Here is a 20,532-nt window from a genome sequence, read left to right on the forward strand (position 1 = left end):
ACCGGCGCGCACGCCTCGGGCGTCTGGTACTGTCACGACCGCCAGTCAGCCATAGGTCGGTCTTCAACGACGGATCTGACTGATGACACGGGGTAGGAATCAGAGCTCGGCGCAGTGCTTCCCGGGGATCCACGGGCCGAGCGATGTGAATTCGCAATAGATTTTTGAGTGTCGTTGCCGCGATCGACCGCGCCCGAATACGGGGGTGCGCCGTCCGATCGCGACAACGTCTATTGGTCGCTGCCGGCTGGAGGTTCAGCCGTGGGCGAGATTGAGATCGGGGGCGATCTTGCGAAGGCCGAATCATTTCACCGAGCTTGTGCTGCGTCATGCCGCTGAACTGCCGGACAAGGACGCGTACTTCTTCCTGCCCGGCAGCACGCCGGGCGCCGAGGCACAGCGGCTGACCTACGCGGCGCTGGACGCCGAGGCCAAGCGGATCGCCTCCTGGTTACAGGAACACGGTGCCGTCGCAGGACAAGTGCTCCTGCTCTACCCCTCGGGCCTGGACTTCGTCGCGGCCTTCGTCGGCTGCCTCTACGCGGGTTCGGTCGCGGTGCCGGCACCGCTTCCCGGCGACCAGGGCAACCAGGCCGCCCGGCTCACCGGCATCGTGCGCGACGCCGAGGTCCGCGCGGTGCTCACCGACTGCGCCAACGAACCCGGCGTCAGCGCCTGGCTGCGCGAGTCGGGCGTGACCGGCGTCGCCGTCCTGGCCAGTGACGACCCCGCCCAGGGCGACGCACGCGCGTGGACCAGTCCTCAACTCACCGCTGATTCGCTGGCGTTCCTCCAGTACACCTCCGGCTCCACCAGCGAGCCCAAGGGTGTGATGGTCTCCCACGGGAACCTGATGGCCAATCAACTCGCCATCCAGCACGTCCTCGGCACCCACCAGGACAGCCGCATGGGGTGCTGGCTGCCCGCGTACCACGACATGGGCCTGATCGGGCACATACTCCACTCGCTGTACGTCGGCGGCTCGACCGCGCTGATGTCCCCGGTCTCCTTCCTCATGCGGCCGGTGCGCTGGTTGCAGATGATCAGCGAGTACGGCGTCGCCGTGAGCGGCAGCCCCAACTTCGGCTACGACCTGTGCCTGCGCCGGGTCACCGACGAGCAGTTGGCCACCTTGGACCTGAGCAAGTGGCAGCACGCCTCCAACGGGGCCGAGCCGATCAGGGCGGAGACGGTGCGCGCGTTCACCGAGCGCTTCGCGCCCGCGGGCTTCCGGCCCGAGTCCGTCAGCCCCTGCTACGGCATGGCCGAGACCACACTGCTGATCTCCGGCGTGCGGGCGGACCAGAACCCCGTCTTCCGTACCGTGGACGCGGCGGCCCTGGAGCAGGGGCGGCTGCGCGACGCACCGCGGGGCGGCGGCACCCGCGACCTGGTCGGCAGCGGCGTGGTCGACCCGGCCGACTTCAGTGTGAAGATCGTCGATCCGGACGAGCGCTGCGAGCAGCCCGAGGGCGGCGTCGGCGAGATCTGGGTCAAGGGCGCCAGCGTGTCCTCCGGGTACTGGAAGCGTCCCGACACCAACGCCGAGATCTTCGACGCCGCGATCGTGTCGGCGGCGGGCTCGGACCCGGGCTGGCTGCGCACCGGCGACCTCGGCGTCCTGGACGCGGGGCAGCTCTACGTGACCGGCCGTCTGAAGGAAATGATCCTGATCAACGGGCGGAACATCTACCCGCACGACGTCGAGCGCGAGGTGCAGTCCCTGCACCCGGCCTTCCGCGGCGGCGCCGGAGCGGCGTTCTCGGTGGACGACGGCGAGGAACACCTCGTGCTGGTGCAGGAGTTCCGCCGCGGCGCCGCGCAGGACCCGGCGGAGCTGTGCGCCGAGGTACGCGCCCACGTCCGCCGCGAATTCCAGGCCAGTTGCAGTGTGCTCCTGGTCCGCCCTGCCACGGTGCGCAAGACCACCAGCGGCAAGATCCAGCGCACTTTGATGCGGTCGCTGCTGCTGGAGGACCGGCTGGGCGCGGTCCACCAGGATCTCGACAAACAGGTGGCCAACCTCGTGGCCGGGCCACTGGTCACCTCGGCGGGCTGAGCCGTGGACCACACACCTCACCGCCTCGCCGAGCGGCTGGAATGGGATCTCGGCGATCCGAGGGAGCCGGGCACGCTCTTCAGCCATGCCCGCAGCCTGGAGCTGGACGAGCGCGAGGAGTTCCCCGCCGCGCTCTGCGACCTGCTGGACGGACTCGGCCTGCACGAGTTCTACGTCCCCGCCGCCCACGGCGGCCGGCTGACGGACTACGAGCAGTTGGTGCAGCTCATGCGGACGGTGGCGCGCCGCGACCTGACGGTGGCGATCGCGCACGGCAAGACGTATCTGGGCGCGGTGTGCGTCTGGGTGAACGGCTCGGCGGAGCAGTCCCGTCGGCTCGGTGCGGCCATCGCCTCCCGGCTGCCGGTCGCTCTCGCGCTGACCGAGCGCGCCCACGGCAGTGACCTGCTGGCGGGCGAGGTCGTCGCGGAGCCGTCCACCGGGACACCGGCCACCGGGACCGCATCCACCGGGACACCGGCCGCCGGTACCGCGCCCACCGGTTCGCCCACCGGGGCGCCGGCCGCGGACTATCTGCTCAGCGGCGAGAAGTGGCTGATCAACAACGCCACGCGCGGCGCCCTGCTGTCCGTGCTCTGCCGTACCGATCCGGCGGGCGGCCCCCGTGGCTACTCCGTCCTGCTGGTGGACAAGCGCGACATGCCCGCCGACGCCTACCGGCACCTGGACAAGGTGCGTACGCACGGCATCCGCGGCGCGGACATCTCCGGGATCGCCTTCGACCGGGCCCGGGTCCCCGCCGACGCCGTGGTCGGCGAGGTCGGGGGCGGCCTGGAGACGGTGCTCAAGGCGCTTCAGCTGACGCGCACCATGTGCGCGGCGCTCTCCCTGGGCGCCGCCGACCACGCGCTCGCGCTCGGTCTCGACTTCGCCGCCGAACGCGGCCTGTACGGCCGGTCGTTGATCGAACTGCCGCAGGCGCGCAGGACCCTGGCGGAGAGCGCCGCCGACGTGCTGGCCGACGAGGCGCTGACGCTGGTCGTGGCCCGCGCGGTGCAGACCCTCCCGGCGGAACTCTCGGTCGTCTCGGCGGTCACCAAGTACCTGGTGCCGACCCGTACCGAGGCGGTCGTCACCGCGCTGACCCGACTGCTCGGCGCCCGCGCCTTCCTCAAGGACGTCTACGCGGGCGGCCGGTTCCAGAAGGTGGACAGGGACCACCGGATCGTCGGCCTCTTCGACGGCAACACCCTGGTCAACCTCAACTCGCTGATCAGCCAGTTCCGTTTGCTGGTGCGGGCCCACGAGCGCGGTACCGGGGACGCGCCGGGAGCGGTCACCGCCTTCCGCCTGTCCGCGCCGCTGCCCGCCGTCGCCGTCGACCGGCTCTCGCTGATCGCCCGCCACGGCAGCGGTGTCCTGGCCGCGCTGCCCGACTGCGTCGAGGAGTTGCGCGGCCTCGCCGCGCGCGATCGCGCGGTCGAGCCCGCCCTGCGCGCCGCACGGCGGCTGCTGACCGTCGTGGACGAGGTGCACGCGGAGATGGCCGGGTTCCAGGACGCGCAGACCGAGACGCCGCCGGCGGCCTTCGAGGCCGCCCGCCGCTTCGCGCTGTGCTTCGCCGCGGCGGCCTGCGTCGGCCTGTGGACGCACAGCCACGTCGAGGCGGAGACGGGCGCGACGGCGCCCCTGTGGCGGGACGCCCTGTGGCTGCGGGCCGCCCTCGCCCGGCTGCTCACCGCGCTCGGCGTGCCCGACGCGGCGGACCCCGAGGCGCTGGACGACGTGCTCGACGCGGCGGGCGCCCTGCACGCGCAGGGACGGCTGGTCTCGCTGCTGCCGCTGTCGCTGCGCCCTGACGGCCCCGCGCGGGAGGCCGACCGGACCGCCGCGACCGGCCACGCGCCGACACCGGCACCCCCTTCGGCGGCGGCAGTGGGGAGCGCGACATGACGGACGGTCAGGAAGCGCGCGTGGCGGCCCGGGTCGCCGAACTCAACGCCGCCTTCGGCGATCCCGCCGACCCCGCCAACCCGGTCGGCAACGCACGGCTGTTGGCGGCCGACGAGGCCGGTGAGCTGTCCGCGGACGGCGAGAAGCTGCTGGACGCGTTCGGCCTCAACGCCGAATTCGTGCCCACGGCGCTCGGCGGCCGGCTGGAGCGGATCGACTCGCTGGCACGCGTCCTGCGCGAGGTGTTCCGGCGGGACGTGGCGCTCGGACTCGGCTACGGCGTCACGTCGTTCATGGCCGCGGTCAACGTGTGGACCGAGGGCGACGCACGGCAGCGGGCCCGGCTGGCGGAGATCCTGCTGGGCGGCGGCCGGGTCTCCGTGGCGTACCACGAACTCGCGCACGGCAACGACTTCCTGCGCAACGAGTTCGAGGCGCGGGTGCGGCCCGACGGCTCGTTCGTCCTGCACGGCGCCAAGCAGGTCATCAACAACGCCGAACGGGCCCAGGCATGGCTGCTGTTCAGCCGCACCGACCCGGCGCCGGGGCCGCGCAGCCACTCGGTGCTGATGGTCGAGCGCGCCGAGGTGGCGCCCGAGCGGCTGACCGTACTGCCCCGCTACGGCACCGTCGGCGTACGCGGCTGCCTGCTGTCCGGCCTGGACTTCGACCAGGCACCGGTCCCGGAGCACGCACTCGTCGGGCAGTTGGGGCACGGCGCCGACGTGGCCCTGCGCTCCTTCCAGCTCACCCGCAGCGCGCTGCCGGGAATGGCGCTGGGCGCGGCGGACACGGCGCTGCGCACGGTGGTGTCCTTCGCGCGGGAACGGCACCTCTACAAGCGGACGGTGGCCGAGATACCGCAGGCGCGGGCCACGCTCGGCGGCGCGTTCCTGGACCTGCTCATCAGCGACTGCCTCTGCCTGGTCGGAACCCGCGCCGTGCACCTGCTGCCGGACGAGGCGAGCGTCTACGCCTCGGCGGTGAAGTATCTGGTGCCGACGCTGCTGGGCGAGGCCGTCCACGGTCTCTCGGTCGTGCTGGGCGCCCGGTTCTACCTGCGCGACGGGGAGTTCGGCGTCTTCCAGAAGCACCTGAGGGACCTGCCGGTGCTCAGCCTGGGCCACGCGGGCGCGGCGGCGTGCCAGGCGACGATCATCCCGCAGTTGCCGCGGCTGGCCCGGCGTTCCTGGTTCAGGACGGAACCTGCCCCCGACGCCCTGTTCGACCCGCGCGCCGATCTGCCGGGGATTCCGTTCGACCGGCTCGCCCTGACCGGCGACCGGGACGGCCTGAGCGCGTCGCTGGTCGCCGCCGCGGACACGGCGCCGGACGGCACCCCGCACGAGGCGGCCGTGCGCGCGCTGGCGCTGCACCTCACCGACGAACTGCGCCTGCTCCAGGCGGAGAGCCTCGCGCTCGCGCCGCTGGACCGTACGGCGCTGGCCTCGCCCGCGAGTTTCGCGCTGTCGGACCGCTACGCGGTGGTGCTGGCGGGTGCCGCGGTGCTCGGCGTGTGGCACGGGGCACGGGCGCGGGGCGGGGATTCCTTCCTCGCCGACCCGGCGTGGGCCGCCGCGGCCCTGGACCGCCTCGTCCGGCGACTCGGCCGCCGTCCCGCCGAGCCGCCCCCCGACTGCGCCGGGCGGGTGTGGGAGGAGTTGCTGCGCCGCCACACCGAGCGCCGCGGTTTCGATCTCTACGACACCGCCCTGGCCGGTTGACGGCGCCCGCCGCCCCGTACCAAGAACCCCTACTCGGATCTGGAGGAACCCGTGACCGACACGACTACCGGCAGTTCGGCGCCCCGCCCCGACAGCACACCGCGGCCGCACACGGCCGAGTCGCTGGCCGGGTGGCTGGTCGGCCACGTCGCCGCCTACACCCGGCTGTCCGCCGACGAGATCGATCCGACGGCGCCGCTGACCGACTACGGCCTCGACTCCGTGGCGGCGCTCAGCCTCTGCGGTGACATCGAGGACGAGTTCGACCTGGTCGTCGAGCCCACGGTGGCGTGGGACCACAGGACCGTGGACGCGCTCGTGGCGTACCTGCTCGACGCACTCGGGCCGCGGTCGGAACCGGCCTGACGGAACGCACCGGCCGCCGCCCACGCGAACCCGGCGACCTTCCGCCCGGCCCCGGCGGCCGTCCGCCCGCACCAGCCGTCGTCCGCCCGCACACCAGCCGTCATCCGCTCGAACCCCCGCCTTCCGACCGCCGGACGCTCCGGCCCGGAGGGTCCCCCCTCCCCCGCAGATGCCGACCGAACCAAAGGAAAACGAGAATGCACCTCAGCCCCAGCCCGTCGTGGCCGCAGATCGTGCTCGCGGTACTGCTGGCCTCCGATGTCCTGATGTCGCTGCGCCCGCCGAAGTTCATCCAGGTCTGCCTCGACGGAGTCAACCTGCCGCGGGACTGGTGGTGGGTGCTGATCGTCGTCAAGACCCTCGCCATCGTTGGCCTGTTGGTGGGCATCAAGCACGACGGCATCGGCTTCGCCGCGAACGTCGGCGTGATCGTCTACTTCCTGTGCGCGTCGTTCGCGCACATCCGGGCGCGCTTCCTGAAGCAGGAGTTCTGGGTCAACTGCCTCGGGTTCCTGGCCATCGCCGTCGCCGCCTTCATCGTCTCGTTCGCGGTCTGAGGAGGCGTCGGATGAAGAAGCCGCCGAAGAACCTGGGGCTGCTGTTCGACTGGCACGTCGAGCAGTCCCGCACCACCGAGCTGATCCTGGACCGGCCGTTCGACATCGCCCCCGACGGCGGCGCGGACTACGACGCCGCCGCCCTGGCCGAACTGGTGCGGGAGGCGTCGGCCTGGCTGTACGAGGCCGGCGCGCGCAAGGGCGACCGGATCGCCGTCGTCAAGCGCAATCACTTCGACATGATCCTGCTGGCCGCCGCGGCCGCGCGGATCGGCGCCACCGCGGCGACGATCTCCGGGGCCAACTACCCCGAGCACCTGGCGGTGATGCTCAAGCGGCTCGACCCCTCGGTCACCGTGATCGCCTCGTACGTGCTGGAGGCGGCCGACCGCGTCGGGGTGGACCTGCGGTCGTTCGGCACCACCGTCCTGATCGACGGAGCCGACGCGGGAGCCGGTCTGCTCACGATCGACGGGCTGCGGGGCAGCGCCGTCCCGGCCCTCGATCTACGGGCCGACAGCGAGCCGATGATGATCACGCACACCTCGGGCACCACGAACACGCCGAAGCTCGTCGCGCACACCGCGGACTCCTGCCGGGCCGGCACCCGCCTGGAGCTGCTGCCGATGCCGCTCGCCGTCAACGGCCAGAAGGACATCGCGCTCAGCTCCATATCGTTCGCGCACTCGCGCGCCTACGCCTGGGCCATGGCGCAGCTCCGGTGGGCGCCGAAGGCGCTGGTCATCGCCAGCAGCCACGAGGCCGACGACGTCGAGCGGGTGCTCGACCGGGCCCGGCCGACGACGATCGAGGCCACCCCGAACGTCTTCCAGCGCTGGGTGCCGCTGGTACGGCGCAGGCCGGAGCTGTTCGCGCGGGTCCGCTACTACATGAACACCTTCGACCTGATGCACCCCTCCATCGCCCGGCCGTTCGTGAACGCCTCCGAGCGCCGGTTCGTGCTGTGGGGGCACAGTTGGGGCCAGAGCGAGGTCGGCCCGATGGCCGGCTTCGGCTACACCCGCGGTCAGATCAACCGCCGTGCGGCCTCCGGCGGGAACATGAACATGATGGGCAACCCCTGGCCGGGGCTGGTGAGCGTCAAGGCCGCGGACCCCGAGACCGGCGAGCCGGTCAAGCGCGGCGAGGTCGGCGTGCTGTTCGCCAAGGCCAAGTCGATCTGCGTCGACTACGTCGGCGAGTCCGACCGTTACGCGGAGAAGTGGAAGGGCGCCTGGTGGAACACCGGTGACGTCGGCCACCGGGACGCCCTCGGCCGGATCCACTTCGTGGACCGCGCGGTGGACGCCATTCCGGGCGGGAGCGCCACGGAGCTGGAGAGCGAGCTGCTGGACCGGATCGACAACGCCGTCGAGGTGATCGTCCTGACCCGCGGCGACCAGAGTCCCGTCCCCGTCGTCAGCCTCGACGGACCGGACCTCACCGCCGAGGAGTGGGCCGAGGTGACGCGCGGTCTGGCACCGCTCGCGGCCCCGGTGTTCATCCCCTGGGACCGCCTTCCGCGGACGTCCACGTGGAAGGTGCGCCGTAAGGAACTGCGCTCGATGGTGTTCGAGGAAAGCGCCGACGACACCGTATTGGAGGAGCGATTCACGTGACAGCGACGCGCGATCCGTACGGCACCGCCCTGGAGTCGGTGCTGCGGACCGTCCCGTACAACAGCGGGACGGAATACCTGCACTGGTACCACAAGAGCGCGCCCGATCCGCGGCACGGGCTGGCGTGCATCTACCAGACGCTCTACGTGGCGGAGCGCGCGACGGCGCTCGGCGCGCCCGAGGCGAAGATCCTCCAGGATCTCCGGCACATAGCGGCGGTCTTCGAGACCGGCGGCGACGTCGTGGTGCTCGACCCGTACCTCCTGCACCTGACGCCGATCCGGTTCCCCGCGCGGGAGGTCGCGGCCGGGCACTCGTCGGTCGAGGTCGACGCCGCGCCGGTCAGGCTGGACGCCCGGGGCGGGCGGCACCCCGGCCGGCTCGCGGCGGTGTACCGGTCCTCCGACCACGGCTACCGGATCCGGCTGAGCTACTCCAAGTACAGCGTGGAGAAGGACACGTACATCCTGAGCAGGCACTTCACGCTGCGCTCGGAGAACGAGTTCGTGTACGCCGACTTCTCGTCCGACATGCTGGGGCTGCTCACCCACCCCGAGCAGAACAGCGTGTCGATCCGGGCGCTGGTGGCCGGGGCGGAGGTGACCGCCGAGGCGATCATCCCGCTCAAGGGCTTCGCCGACCGCGAGTTCTCTGCCGCCGACATCTGGCTGCGGTCCGGCCAGGGCGTGGCGTCCCGCAACGGCGACGGCGCGCACGCCTCGGCGGTCTGGGCGGACCTGGAGCGCAGTACGGGCCTGGGGCGCGCGGACATCGAGGAGCATCTGGTGTCGGCCGCGCAGGTGTATCAGAAGATCGCCGATCACCGGACGGACCTGCCGGGCTACTCCTTGCAGGACGCATGACGAATCGGGAGCGCATGGAGCTTCGGCGCGTTTTCATCGCCGGCACGATCCAGGGGGCCAACGCCGATCTGCGGATCGACGACCAGGGCTATCGCGAGCAGATCGCGGCTCTGGTGCGGGCGCGTTTCCCCGAGGCGGAGTGCTTCGACCCGAGCACCGGGGTCACCCGTCAGCTCGCCGACCCGACGACGATGTCGGTGATCGGCAAGCTGATCGGCGACGTTCCCCCGGTGCTCGACCTCGGGTCGCTGCCCGCGGAACTGGCCGCGCTGCGGGCCACGTTCAACGAGATGACCCGGGAGGCGGCCGACTGCGACCTGTGCATCGCCTTCCTGCCGGGCCGCACGCTCAGCATGGGCACCGCCATGGAGATGCAGGCCGCGTTCTCGGCCGGTGTGCCGGTCGTGGCGGTGACCTCGCTGGTCGACAACCTCGCGGTGATGTCGGTGTCGTCGTGGGTCGCGCGTGACCTGGACGCGCTCGCGGGACTCCTGGACGGACTGCGGGAGATGAGCGTGCCGCTACCGGAGCGGGGTCACGGTGCGGAGAGCGCCCTCGCCGGGGACGCCGCTCGCTGAGCTCCCGCACGCGGGAGGCGGCTCACGCCCGGCGCGCCACGCGGTAGCGCAGGTAGAGCACGCTGGAGCTGAACGCGCGGGTCTCGACGAGGTCGAGGTCCACCCGGTGCTCGTCCCGGGGGAAGAACGGGACGCCGCCGCCGACGAGTACCGGGTAGACGCGTGCCCGGTACTCGTCGATCAGGCCCGCGGCGGCGGCCTGGGCTGCGAGCGTCGCGCCGCCGATCGCGATGTCGCCGTCCCCCGGCTCGGCCCGCAGCCGCTCGATCTCCCCCGCCAGGTCGCCGGAGGCCAGCCGGGCGCGACCCTCCACCTCCGACAGCGTGGTGGAGAACACCACCTTGGGCAGCGGCTTCCAGAGCGCGGCCCATTCGAGTTGGGCGGCGTCCATCGGCGGATCGTGGTCGGCGGTCTCCCAGTACAGCATCGTCTCGTACAGCCGCCGCCCCAGCAGATGGACGTCGATCTGCCGGATCTCGTCGATCCAGGAGCGAAAGACGTCCGGGTCCGGCTCCGTCCAGTTGAAGTCGCCGTCCGGCCCGACGATGTAACCGTCGAGTGAGACGTTCATCGAATAGGTCACCTTGCGCATGAGAAGTCCTCCTCCATGGCGAATGCGAAAGTCACGACCCGATATCTCGACATACCCCACGCAATTGCCGGAGAATCTCGCATCGTTGATCGGCTCGTATCCAGGCTGGTATACCTGCACGCATGTCACGCACCGCGCATTCCATGACGCCGCGCGCGCTTTTCCTCGCGCTGGTCAGCTTAGCCTCGACCCTGGCCCTCTCCGCACCCGCGGCGGTCGCGGACGACGCGAAGGCACCGCCCGGATTCGTCGCCCTCGGTTCGGTCGACCGCTCGATCATCCAGGAAATGCGTTACGCCACTGCGCACGACTTCGTCGGAGCGCCGGTGGACGGTTACGTCCAGCCGATGTGCGTCCTCACCCGCCCGGCGGCATTGGCACTCCACAAGGTGCAGCGCGCACTGCTGAGGACCGGGTATTCGCTGAAGGTCTACGACTGCTACCGCCCCCAGCGCGCCGTCGACCACTTCGTCCGCTGGGCGGAGGATCTGAACGACCAGAAGATGAAAGGCGAGTTCTACCCGGACGAGAACAAGGCCGATCTGTTCACCGACGGCTACATCGCGGCGAAGTCCGGCCACAGCCGGGGCAGCACGATGGACCTCACCATCGTCAGGCTTCCGGCCGCCAAGACCCGCGCCTACGTCCCCGGCGAGCCGCTGACCCCGTGCTACGGCGCCCGCGCCGACCGCTTCCCCGACAACTCGATCGACATGGGGACCGGCTTCGACTGCTTCGACACCCTCGCGAACACCCTGGACCCGCGGATCACCGGCGTCCAACTGGCCAACCGGCTGACCCTCAAGAACGCGATGGAAGCCGCCGGTTTCACCAACCTGCCGGTCGAGTGGTGGCACTACACCCTCGACCACGAGCCCTACCCGGACACCTACTTCGACTTCCCCGTCGCGCGGTCGTCGCTGAACTGACCCCGGAGCCGGGGCCCGGCCGCCGCCCCTTGAGGGCTCGGCGGCGGGCCGTTCCGGCGGGCGACGGACGACGGGCGTCAGGCGTCAGGCGTCAGGCGAGGGAGCCGGAGGCGCGGCCGGGCGGCGGGCCGCCCGGGTCTCCGCCCTCGGAGGCGGCGGACGCCGCCGTGTCGTCGCTGTCCTGCGGCAGGGCGGCGCGCTTGGGCAGGAACACCAGGGCCAGGACGGCCGCGACGACGACGATGACGCCGCAGGCCAGCAGCACGGTGTGCATCGCGACGACGAACGCGTCGCGGACGGCGTCGAGAACGGCCTGGCTCTTGAGCTTGGCCGCCACGGCGACGCCCGCCGCGGGGCTGCGACCGGCGGCGTCCTGGATCTGCTGGGGCGACTTCCCGAGGTCCAGGTGGCCGCGGTACGTGGAGTTGGCCGCGGAGCCGAGCACGGCCACGCCGATCGCACCGCCGACCTGCCGTACCGCCTGGGTGAACGCCGACCCGACGCCGCTGCGTTCCTTGGACAGCGAGTTGAGGGCCGCCGCCATCGTCCGGGTCAGGGACATGCCGAGTCCGGCGCCGATGATCGTGAGCCAGATGGCGATGAACCCGTAGCCCGAGGTGGTCGAGGTGGCCATGCCGATGAACAGGCCGACGCCCATCAGCACGAACCCGAGCGCCGGTACGGCGCGCGGACCGAGCTGCGCGGGGAGCTTGTTGACGACGCTGGCGCCGACCAGCAGGCCGCCGATCAGCGGCAGCAGCCGCAGGCCGGTGCCGAGCGCGTCGGTCCCGAGCACCGCCTGGTAGTACTGCGGGAGGGCGAAGATCAGGCCGAACATCGCGAAGCTGACGACGGTGGCGAGGACCGAGCCCCACACGAAGCCGCGGCTGCGGAACAGTTCGAGGTCCACCAGCGGACTGCCGCCCGCGGCGGTGACCCGGCGCTCCCAGAAGGTGAACAGCACCAGGGCCAGCGCGCCGCCGACGATCGCCAGCACCACCACGGTGTCGCCCCAGCCGCGCACACCGGCCTCGATCGTGCCGTACGTGATCGCGGTCAGGCCGAGGCTGGAGATGAGGACGCCGACGTAGTCGATGCCGATGCCCGCGCTGCCGCGGGACTCGGGGACCAGCTTCGCGACCGCGAAGCTGCCGAGCGCCACGAGCGGCACGTTGACCAGGAAGACCGAGCCCCACCAGAAGTGGTTGAGCAGCGCGCCGCCGACGATCGGGCCGAGCGGCAGGCCGAGCATGGTGGAGATCGCCACGACCGTGATGGCCTTGGTGCGCTCCTCCTCGCTCTCGAAGATGTTGAGCAGCACCGATGTGCTCAGCGGCACGAGGAAGGCGCCCGCCAGGCCCAACAGCGCGCGGGAGGCGATCAGTTCGGTCGCCGTGTTGGAGTAGGCGCAGGCGAGCGAGGCCACGCCGAACAGGATCAGCGAGGCGAGCAGGAATTTCTTGCGGCCGTATTTGTCGCCCATCAGGCCCGCGGGCAGCAGGACCGCGGCCAGGACCAGCGTGAAACTGTCGACGATCCACTGGAGTTGGCTGGTCGAGGCGCCGAGGTCACCGCTGATCGTGGGGACGGCGACGTTGAGGATGGTCGAGTCGACGCCGACGGCCAGCAGGCTTAACCCGATCGCCCCGAGTGCCCACCATTTCCTGGTCTCCGTGCTGCTCATTCCGCCGCTCCTAGGTCTCGGGGAGATCGGCCGGGCCGTCGGTGTTCACCGCGTCCCAGCGCTTCCACATGGGGTCGGCCTCGGAGTCGAGCCAGGCGAACAGCCGGTGGGCCGCCCGCACGCGCCCGGCCCGTTCCGAGTCCTCCGGGAACAGCGCCAGCCCTTCGCCGGTGATGTCCACGAAGGACGTCAGACTCTCCAGCCGTCGTTTGAGCACGCCCGACCACGCGTCCTCGGTGATCTGGTAGTAGGTCGAGCGCTGACCGGCCCGGGTGACGGCCTGCACCATCCGCGCCTCGGTCAGCAGTTTCAGCGTGGTGGTCAGGGACGCCCGGCTGGCCTGGACCGCCTGCGCGATCTGCGCGGGGGTCTGGGCCGGCGGCTCGCTGACCATGAGCCAGGCCACCGTCCGCCCCATGATCGGCGGCCACCCGGCCTGGCTCATGAACCAGGACGTGACGCGTTCCATCCACGCCTCGACGTCCGGACCCGGCCTCGACTCCCCGCCCTGGCCGAGGGGTTGGGGTGTGGGGTCAGGACCCGGACCGGTCATGTCTGCCATCGTACGGAACCTTCTCGTTGTTGCTGTACCCGCTACTCGTTTCAGTCATCAATGTAACGTCAAGATACGGCTTCCGCACGGTCGTCGGCGGTCACGGCGCGCCACTCGGCGGCGGTCAGGGTGGGTTCCGCGGGCGCGACCGTGCCGACGACGGCGGCGAGCGCGGCCTGGACGTCCGGTGCGCCGAGCGCGTCGGCCTCGCCCGACAGCGTGTTGACCAGCAGCGCGGCGGAGCAGACGACGGGGTCGAGCAGCGCCGCCTCGCCGATCGTGTCGGCCTGGCGGCGGCGTTCGGCGGCGTAGCGGGTCAGCCGCGGGTCCTCGGACCTGGTCTGCACGTCGGGGTAGCAGACGTCCTGCGACGTGGCGAGGATCCAGGGCGTGTCGACGACCGCGCCGACCGCGCGCTGCACGGCCTGCGCCGCGCCGGGGACCAGGCCGCCGCACTCGGACAGCGTCCGGTCGAGGGCGGCGGCGGCCAGCGCGGCGCTGCTCATGCCGTGTCCGTAGACCGGGTTGAAGGCGGCGACGGCGTCGCCGACGACCGCGAGCCCGTCGGGCCAGCGCACCAGGCGCTCGTAGAAGAGCCGACGGTTGGCCGTCGAGCGGGATGCCTGCACGGGGGTCAACGGCTCGGCGTGGCGCAGCAGTTGCGAGATCAGCGGGTGGCGCAGGGAGTCCAGGTAGTCGCGGAATCCGTCCTCGTCGCCGGGCGGTTCTGCGCCGCGGGTCCCGGAGAGGGTGACCATCCAGCGTCCCCGCTCGATCGGCAACAGGATGCCGTTGCGGCCCGGCACCCCGGCGCGGTGGTCGGCGTAGACGCTGACCAGCGGGAAAGGACCGCGGGCGCCCTCGGGCGCGGCGAAGATCCGGGTGGCGTAGGCCATGCCCGAGTCGATGACGTCCTCCTGGACGGGCGGCAGGCCCAGCACGCCGAGCCAGCGCTTCATCGGGGAGCCGCGGCCGGTGGCGTCCACGACGATGTCCGCCTCGACGACCGACATCCCGCCGCCCGTACGGGGCTTGTAGGTGACGCCGGTGATCCGGTCGGCGTCGCCGCGCAGGCCGATGATGTCGGTGTCGGCGAGCACGGTGATCCGCTTGTCGCGCAGCGCCTGGTCCCGCACGGTCCAGTCGAGCAGCGGCCGGCTGGCCGCGATCATGAACTGCGTCTCGGGCATGCGCTGTTGCCAGCCGTAGGCGGTGAGCGAGACCAGGTCCTCGGGCAGCCGGATCCGGTGGGCGCCGTCGGCGAGCAGCCGGTCGACGGTGCCGGGCAGCAGCGATTCCATGAGCCGCGCGCCGCCGGACCACAGGACGTGCGTGTGCTTGGCCTGCGGGACTCCGCGGCGCGGGTCGGGCCCCTCGGGCAGCCGGTCCCGGTCAAGGACCGTGACGGTGTCGACGTGGCGCAGCAGCGCGACGGCCGCCAGCATTCCGGCCATGCCCGCGCCGAGCACGACGGCGCGGCCTCCGGCGACGGGTCCGGTGGGTCCCGTGGGCCCCGTGGATGTTCCGACCATGGTGTCCTCTCACGTTCCTTTCCTGATGGATGCCCTGGGGTGCGCCTCGGGGCAGGGGCCTCGGCCGGGACTCACGCCGGGGCTTCGGCCTCGGCCGGTCGTCGCGCGTACGGGCGGCGACCGGGGTCCGTAGCCGGGCCCGGCGGCGGGTCCTGGGCGGCCCGGCGTCTCCCGGCAGACGGCCGGCTCATGACGCGGGGACCCGGCCGAGGCAGGCGGCGACGGCCGTGGCCACGGCGGGCCACTGCTCGGCCAGGTAGAAGTGGCCGCCGGGGAAGCGCCGGAAGGACGTCCCGCCCGTGGTCTCCCGGCGCCACCCCTCGGCGTCCGCACCGCGCGCCCAGGGGTCGTCCTCGCCGAGGAACACGCTGATCGGGCAGCGCAGCGGCACGCCGGGACGGTAGGCGAAGGCGTCCAGCGCGCGGTAGTCGCCGCGCAGCACCGGCAGGACCATGGCGAGGATGCCCGGGTCCGCGAGCAGCGCGCCCGCGGTGCCGCTCAACGCGGTGAGATCGGCGACGAGTTCGGCGTCGCTGCGGCGGCCCAGGTGCGCGTTGCGGTGCACGGCGGGCGCTCCCCGCCCGGAGGCGATCAGCGCCACGGGGCGGGTCCTGCCGCCCGCCTCCAGGCGGCGGGCCACCTCCCAGCCGACCAGGGCGCCCATGCTGTGTCCGAAGAGCGCCAGCGGAGCGGTGTCGGGCAGGTGCCCGAGCGCGTCGGCGACGGCGTCGGCGAGGCGTCCGATGTCCTCGGTGCAGGGCTCGTTGCGCCGCTCCTGCCGACCGGGGTACTGGGCGGCCAGCACCTCCACGCCGGGCGGCATGTGCGCGCTCAGCGGCTTGAAGAAGGTCGCCGATCCCCCGGCGTGCGGCAGGCAGACGAGCTGCACCGCGCCGGGACCGGGCGCCGCGGGCGTGTAACGGGTGATCCACGGACCGGTCTTCAGGTCCCAGGCGGTCATGGTTTCCTCCTCAGCGCCGCCGGGCCGGTTCGGCGACGACGGATGGAGCGGTGGGCGTACGGGGGTGGATGCCGGTGGCGGCCAGGTCTCCTGTGGCGCCCGCGCGGGGCCACGGGATGCCGGGTCTGCCGTCGCGCCCGCGCGGGGCCGCCGCGCCGGATCGGGGTCCGGGCGCGGCGTCGGCCGGAGGTCCTTCCGGCCGGCGCCGCGGGCGCGTCAGTCGGGGTCGAGGGCGGACAGCCAGCCGTCCACGGCCGCCGCGGTGGCCGCGGCGTGCTCGGCCTCGATCATCGAGAAGTGGTCGCCCGGCACGTCGACGGTGTCGTGCGGCAGCGCCCAGTCGACCCGCCAGCCCTCGGCCGCACCGCCCTGGTGGCCGCCGATCGGTTCGCTCGCCCGTACCAGCAGCGTGGGCGCGGTGAGGGCGTCGAGGCCGTAGTCGAACCCGGCGTAGCGGGCGCGGGCGGTGAGCCATGCCTCGCCCGCGTCGTCGGCGGAGGTCTCCACGACCTCCCGGCGCTCGCGCAGCGAATTCTGCAAGGTGTCCGTCCAGTCGGCGCCGAGCCCGTGCCCGCCGCCCCAGGTCGGCGTGTCGATGAGTACGAGTCCGGCCGGGGCGTGTCCGTCCGCCGCCAGTCGGGCCGCGGTGACGGCGGCGATGTTGCCGCCGCCGGAGTAGCCGAGGACCGCGAACCGCCGTCCCCCGGCGGCCTGTTGGGCCGCTTGTGCCAGCGCCTCGGTCAACGAGTCGACGGAGAAGGGCAGTTCCTCGCCGGACACGAAGCCGGGCAGGCCCACGACGGTGGTGGCGCGCCGTCCGCCGAGGCCGGCGGCGAACCGCGCGTACTGGTGGAAGTTCTGCCGCCAGATGAAGGTCGGGAAGCAGATCAGCAGCGGCTCGTCCGGGCCGTCGGCGAGTTTCACCGTCCGCAGGGGGCGGGTCAGTTCGGCGGTGGTGGTGAACTGGGCCCGGTAGTCGGCGAACCGGGCGAGCAGGTCGTGCGCCTCCTCACCCCGGCCGAGTTCCACGGCGCGTTCGAACAGGCCGCTCAGGCCCTCGGCCGAGCGCACGGCGGGCGCCGCCGGGGCGGCGGATCCCGTGGCGGCGTCGCCGAGTTCGCGGTCGAGGTGGGCGGCGAGCGCGTCGACGCTGGCGTGGTCGAAGACCAGGGTGCTGGGCAGCGCGATGCCGGTGACGGCGCTGAGCGTGGTGGACAGTTCGACGGCGGACAGCGAGTCGAAGCCGAGGGTGGACAGTTCGCGGTCCGGGTCGACGTGCTCGCCCGACGGGTGACCGAGCACTCGGGCGACCTGGAGGCGTACCACGCCCAGCAGTTCGGCCGGCCGCTCGTCGGGGCCGAGCCCGGCGAGCCGTTCCCGGAAGGTGCCGGACTCCTGCGGCGCCGCCGGTTCCGCGGCGGGCACGGGGCTGACGGAAGGGGCCGGGAAGGTGGCGGTCCGGCGCGTCGCGCCCGTCGCGCCCATAGCGCCCGTAGCGCCCGTAGCGCCCGTAGCGCCGAGCCAGTAACCGGCGCCTTGGAACGCGTAGGTGGGCAGGTCGACGACGCGGGCGCCGGTGCCCGCGAACACCGCCTCCCAGTCGGGCCGGACGCCGCGGGTCTGCACCGCGGCGACCGCGGCGAGCAGCGTGCGGGCCTCCGGCCGGTCGCGGCGCAGCGCCGGGACGACGACGGCGCCCGCGGCGGCCTCCCCCAGGCTGTCGCGCGCCATGGAGCTGAGCGCGGCGTCGGGGCCCAGCTCGACGTAGGTGGTCACACCGGCGGCCGCCATCGTCCGCATGCCGTCGAGGAACCGGACGGCCGAACGGATGTGGCGGGCCCAGTAGTCGGGTGAGCTCAGCTCGCCGGGCCCGGCGATCGTGCCGGTGACGTTGGAGAGCACGGGGATCTCCGGTTCGGCGAAGGTCATCGTCGCGGCCAGGTCCCTGAAGGCGTCCAGGATCGGGTCCATCCGCGTGGAGTGGGAGGCGATACTGATCGCCAGCCGCCGGGTCTTGCGGCCCTGCGCGGCCCAGTGCGCGACGAGTTCGTCCACCCCGGCCTCGTCCCCGGAGACGACCACGGCCCGGGGGCCGTTGACCGCGCCGAGCGACACCTCGTGGTCGCGTCCGGCGAGCATCGGCGTCAGTTCGGCCTCGGACGCCTGGATCGCGGCCATCGCGCCGCCGGGGGGCAGGTCGCCCATCAACCGCCCGCGCGCGGCGACCAGTTCGGCCGCCTCGGGCAGCGACAGCACCCCGGCCAGGTGCGCGGCGGACAGCTCGCCGACCGAGTGGCCGATGAGGTGGCCGGGCCGCACGCCCCACGATTCCAGCAGCCGGTACAGCGCGACCTGGACGGCGAAGGTCACCGGCTGGGTGTAGCGGGTCTCGTCCAGCAGGGCCGCGTCCGGTGATCCGGGCGCCGCGAACGCCAGCTCGCGCAAGGGCCGTTCGAGGTGCGGGTCCAGCGCCGCGCAGGCGGCGTCGAAGGCCGCCGCGTACGCCGGGAAGGTGGCGTACAGCTCCTGTCCCGCGCCCGCGCGCTGTGCGCCCTGGCCGGTGAAGAGGAAGGCCGGGCGACCGCTCGCGGACGGCGGCCCGACGGCCGCGTCCGGGTCGGGCACGCCGTCGGCGAGCGCCCGCAGTCCGCGCAGCGCCTCCTCGCGGTCGGCGGCCAGGACCGTGCCGCGGGCGGTGAGTTCCGCGCGGGTGGTGGCGAGGGAGTAGCCGACGTCGGCCACCGCGAGCTCGGGCCGGTCGGCGAGGTGGTCCGCGAGCCGGGCGGCCTGGGCGCGCAGCGCGCGGCTGCCGTCGCCCGAGACGGGCAGCAGGACGGGCACGGCGGGGGCGGCTACGGCATCGGCGGCCCCTGCTCCGACGCCCCCTGCTCCGACGGTCCCTTCACCGGCCGCCGCAGGAGCGCGTACGCCGGTCGGCGGGGCCGGATCCGCGAGTTCCGCGGGGGCCTGTTCGAAAATCGCGTGCACATTGGTGCCGCTGATGCCGAAGCCGGACACGGCGCCGCGGCGCGGTCGCGGCTGGTGCCCCGACTCGTCGGCGGGCTTGGCCTCGGGCCACGCGATGGTCTCGGTGAGCAGCCGCACCGCACCGGAGTCCCAGTCGACGGCGGGCGTCGGGGTGTCGATGTGCAGGGACTTCGGCATCGCGCCGTTGCTGATCGCCAGCACCATCTTGAGCACCCCGGCGATGCCCGCGGCGGCCCCGGTGTGCCCGAAGTTGGACTTGATGGAACCGAGCCGCAGCGGCTGGTCGGCGGGCCGCTCCTGACCGTACGTGGCCAGCAGCGCGCTGGCCTCGATGGGGTCGCCGAGCGTCGTGCCGGAGCCGTGCGCCTCCACGATGTCGACCTCGTGCGCGGACAGCCCGGCGTTGCGCAGCGCGGCGCGGATCACCTTGGCCTGCGCGCGGCTACTGGGCGCGGCCAGGCCGTTGCTGGCACCGTCCTGGTTGATCGCGGAACCGCGGATCACCGCGTGCACCCGGTGGCCGTTGCGGCGCGCGTCCGACAGGCGTTCCACGACGATCGCGCCGGCGCCCTCGGCCCAGGCGAATCCGTCGGCGGCGGCGGCGAACGCCTTGATGCGGCCGTCGGCCGCGAGTCCGCGCTGGTGGGTGAACTCGATGAAGAGGGTGGGGGTGGGCATCACGCTCGCGCCGCCGACCAGGGCCATGGCGCAGTCGCCCGAGCGCAGCGCCTGCGACGCCTGGTGCAGCGCGACCAGCGACGAGGAGCAGGCGGTGTCGATGGAGACCGCGGGCCCCTCCAGGCCCATGACGTACGCGATCCGGCCGGACGCCACGCTGCTGGCGTTACCGGTGAGCTGGTAGCCCATGATCTGCGGCGGCAGCTCCTCGGCGTCGGTGCCGTAGCCCGCGTAGGAGACGCCGAGGAAGACGCCGGTCGCACTGCCCTTCAGGGAGTGCGGGTCGATCCTGGCGTTCTCGACCGCCGCCCAGGACACCTCCAGGGCGAGCCGCTGCTGCGGGTCCATGGCCAGCGCCTCGCGCGGCGAGATGCCGAAGAACTCGGCGTCGAAGCGCGGCAGGTCGGTGAGGAAGCCGCCCTGGCGGGCGATCGAGGCGCCGGGGGTGTCGCCGTCGCCGAGCAGCATGCCCAGGTCCCACCCGCGGTCGTCCGGGATGTCGGTCATCATGTCCCGGCCGGACTCCAGCGCCTCCCACAGCTTCTCCGGGGTGTCCGCGCCGCCGGGGAAGCGACAGGCCATCCCGACGACGGCCAGGGGCTCGGTGGCCGCCGACAGCAGCCGCTGGTTCTCCTCGCGCAGCCGTTCCGTCTCGGTGAGGGCCGCGCGCAGCGCCTCGACGATGCGTCCGGTCTCCATGGCCATCAGTGACTCCGTTTCTGCTGGGACTTCCGTGGGGCCCGGCGCCGCTCGCGCCGCGTGTCGTGATCTCCGGTGGGCCGGGGCCCCGGGCTCGGCTCTCGCGTCGGCCGGCTCCGGGCGGCTGCTCGGGCGTTCAGAACCGGTACCGCTCCTGCCACGGCCCCCGGTGCCCCGCGGTCCGGCTCCGTACCGCGGGTCGAGGGGCGAACCCGGTCCGTACGGTCCGGTGCCGT

15 protein-coding genes are annotated in these 20,532 nt (G+C 72.8%); 9 read left to right on the forward strand and 6 right to left on the reverse strand.

Annotation, left to right across the window (positions count from 1 at the left end; genetic code table 11):
- Window positions 1-319: 319 nt before the first annotated feature.
- The 8 genes from ACFY9V_RS11325 to ACFY9V_RS11360 all read left to right on the forward strand — a co-directional run bounded on the left by ACFY9V_RS11325 (window position 320) and on the right by ACFY9V_RS11360 (window position 9,680).
- Window positions 320-2,059 carry an AMP-binding protein gene (locus ACFY9V_RS11325; RefSeq protein WP_391160897.1) on the forward strand — a complete coding sequence of 580 codons (1,740 nt, stop codon included), beginning with the start codon at window positions 320-322 and terminating at the stop codon, window positions 2,057-2,059.
- 3 nt (window positions 2,060-2,062) lie between these two features.
- Window positions 2,063-3,973: an acyl-CoA dehydrogenase family protein gene (locus ACFY9V_RS11330; RefSeq protein ID WP_391160900.1), complete on the forward strand. Its 1,911-nt coding sequence runs from the start codon at window positions 2,063-2,065 to the stop codon at window positions 3,971-3,973.
- The gene (locus tag ACFY9V_RS11335; protein ID WP_391160903.1) at window positions 3,970-5,697 is read left to right on the forward strand and encodes an acyl-CoA dehydrogenase family protein; all 1,728 of its coding nucleotides are present in this window, start codon (window positions 3,970-3,972) and stop codon (window positions 5,695-5,697) included. The genes ACFY9V_RS11330 and ACFY9V_RS11335 overlap by 4 nt, the downstream gene beginning before the upstream one ends.
- A gap of 51 nt (window positions 5,698-5,748) precedes the next feature.
- Window positions 5,749-6,063 carry an acyl carrier protein gene (locus ACFY9V_RS11340; protein WP_188280097.1) on the forward strand — a complete coding sequence of 105 codons (315 nt, stop codon included), beginning with the start codon at window positions 5,749-5,751 and terminating at the stop codon, window positions 6,061-6,063.
- Window positions 6,064-6,260: 197 nt separating this feature from the next.
- Complete coding sequence (locus tag ACFY9V_RS11345) at window positions 6,261-6,620, forward strand: DoxX family protein (RefSeq protein ID WP_188280096.1); 360 nt, start codon at window positions 6,261-6,263, stop codon at window positions 6,618-6,620.
- An 11-nt stretch (window positions 6,621-6,631) separates the two neighbouring features.
- Window positions 6,632-8,239 carry an AMP-binding protein gene (locus tag ACFY9V_RS11350; protein ID WP_391046471.1) on the forward strand — a complete coding sequence of 536 codons (1,608 nt, stop codon included), beginning with the start codon at window positions 6,632-6,634 and terminating at the stop codon, window positions 8,237-8,239.
- Complete coding sequence (locus ACFY9V_RS11355; RefSeq protein ID WP_355332693.1) at window positions 8,236-9,102, forward strand: hypothetical protein; 867 nt, start codon at window positions 8,236-8,238, stop codon at window positions 9,100-9,102. The genes ACFY9V_RS11350 and ACFY9V_RS11355 overlap by 4 nt, the downstream gene beginning before the upstream one ends.
- Window positions 9,099-9,680 carry a hypothetical protein gene (locus ACFY9V_RS11360; RefSeq protein ID WP_391160905.1) on the forward strand — a complete coding sequence of 194 codons (582 nt, stop codon included), beginning with the start codon at window positions 9,099-9,101 and terminating at the stop codon, window positions 9,678-9,680. The genes ACFY9V_RS11355 and ACFY9V_RS11360 overlap by 4 nt, the downstream gene beginning before the upstream one ends.
- Window positions 9,681-9,702: 22 nt before the next feature.
- Here the strand turns inward: ACFY9V_RS11360 and ACFY9V_RS11365 are convergent, their stop codons facing one another.
- Window positions 9,703-10,272: a dihydrofolate reductase family protein gene (locus ACFY9V_RS11365; RefSeq protein ID WP_391046467.1), complete on the reverse strand. Its 570-nt coding sequence runs from the start codon at window positions 10,270-10,272 to the stop codon at window positions 9,703-9,705.
- Window positions 10,273-10,394: 122 nt separating this feature from the next.
- Here ACFY9V_RS11365 and ACFY9V_RS11370 point away from each other — a divergent pair, with 122 nt between their 5' ends.
- Entirely contained in the window at window positions 10,395-11,201 is an 807-nt protein-coding gene (locus ACFY9V_RS11370) for a M15 family metallopeptidase (protein ID WP_391160907.1), read from the forward strand.
- Between the two features lie 91 nt (window positions 11,202-11,292).
- Here the strand turns inward: ACFY9V_RS11370 and ACFY9V_RS11375 are convergent, their stop codons facing one another.
- The 5 genes from ACFY9V_RS11375 to ACFY9V_RS11395 form a co-directional block, all read right to left on the reverse strand.
- The gene (locus ACFY9V_RS11375; RefSeq protein WP_391160909.1) at window positions 11,293-12,885 is read right to left on the reverse strand and encodes a DHA2 family efflux MFS transporter permease subunit; all 1,593 of its coding nucleotides are present in this window, start codon (window positions 12,883-12,885) and stop codon (window positions 11,293-11,295) included.
- Between the two features lie 10 nt (window positions 12,886-12,895).
- A complete protein-coding gene (locus ACFY9V_RS11380; protein WP_355332707.1) occupies window positions 12,896-13,447 on the reverse strand; it encodes a transcriptional regulator in 552 nt (183 codons plus the stop codon).
- A 59-nt stretch (window positions 13,448-13,506) separates the two neighbouring features.
- The gene (locus ACFY9V_RS11385; RefSeq protein WP_355332709.1) at window positions 13,507-14,970 is read right to left on the reverse strand and encodes an FAD-dependent oxidoreductase; all 1,464 of its coding nucleotides are present in this window, start codon (window positions 14,968-14,970) and stop codon (window positions 13,507-13,509) included.
- A gap of 187 nt (window positions 14,971-15,157) precedes the next feature.
- A complete protein-coding gene (locus ACFY9V_RS11390; RefSeq protein ID WP_355332712.1) occupies window positions 15,158-15,931 on the reverse strand; it encodes an alpha/beta fold hydrolase in 774 nt (257 codons plus the stop codon).
- A 216-nt stretch (window positions 15,932-16,147) separates the two neighbouring features.
- Complete coding sequence (locus ACFY9V_RS11395; RefSeq protein ID WP_391160912.1) at window positions 16,148-20,302, reverse strand: beta-ketoacyl synthase N-terminal-like domain-containing protein; 4,155 nt, start codon at window positions 20,300-20,302, stop codon at window positions 16,148-16,150.
- Window positions 20,303-20,532 lie beyond the last annotated feature (230 nt).

This window comes from Streptomyces sp. NPDC008317, from assembly GCF_042955955.1.
Taxonomy (GTDB): domain Bacteria; phylum Actinomycetota; class Actinomycetes; order Streptomycetales; family Streptomycetaceae; genus Actinacidiphila.

Coding starts and splice junctions, on each gene's coding strand:
- ACFY9V_RS11390 (WP_355332712.1), bottom strand. CDS start 15,931: ATGACCGCCTGGGACCTGAAGACCGGTCCGTGGATCACCCGTTACACG.
- ACFY9V_RS11380 (WP_355332707.1), bottom strand. CDS start 13,447: ATGGCAGACATGACCGGTCCGGGTCCTGACCCCACACCCCAACCCCTC.
- ACFY9V_RS11350 (WP_391046471.1), top strand. CDS start 6,632: ATGAAGAAGCCGCCGAAGAACCTGGGGCTGCTGTTCGACTGGCACGTC.
- ACFY9V_RS11345 (WP_188280096.1), top strand. CDS start 6,261: ATGCACCTCAGCCCCAGCCCGTCGTGGCCGCAGATCGTGCTCGCGGTA.
- ACFY9V_RS11375 (WP_391160909.1), bottom strand. CDS start 12,885: ATGAGCAGCACGGAGACCAGGAAATGGTGGGCACTCGGGGCGATCGGG.
- ACFY9V_RS11365 (WP_391046467.1), bottom strand. CDS start 10,272: ATGCGCAAGGTGACCTATTCGATGAACGTCTCACTCGACGGTTACATC.
- ACFY9V_RS11370 (WP_391160907.1), top strand. CDS start 10,395: ATGTCACGCACCGCGCATTCCATGACGCCGCGCGCGCTTTTCCTCGCG.
- ACFY9V_RS11395 (WP_391160912.1), bottom strand. CDS start 20,302: ATGGCCATGGAGACCGGACGCATCGTCGAGGCGCTGCGCGCGGCCCTC.
- ACFY9V_RS11335 (WP_391160903.1), top strand. CDS start 3,970: ATGACGGACGGTCAGGAAGCGCGCGTGGCGGCCCGGGTCGCCGAACTC.
- ACFY9V_RS11385 (WP_355332709.1), bottom strand. CDS start 14,970: ATGGTCGGAACATCCACGGGGCCCACGGGACCCACCGGACCCGTCGCC.
- ACFY9V_RS11360 (WP_391160905.1), top strand. CDS start 9,099: ATGACGAATCGGGAGCGCATGGAGCTTCGGCGCGTTTTCATCGCCGGC.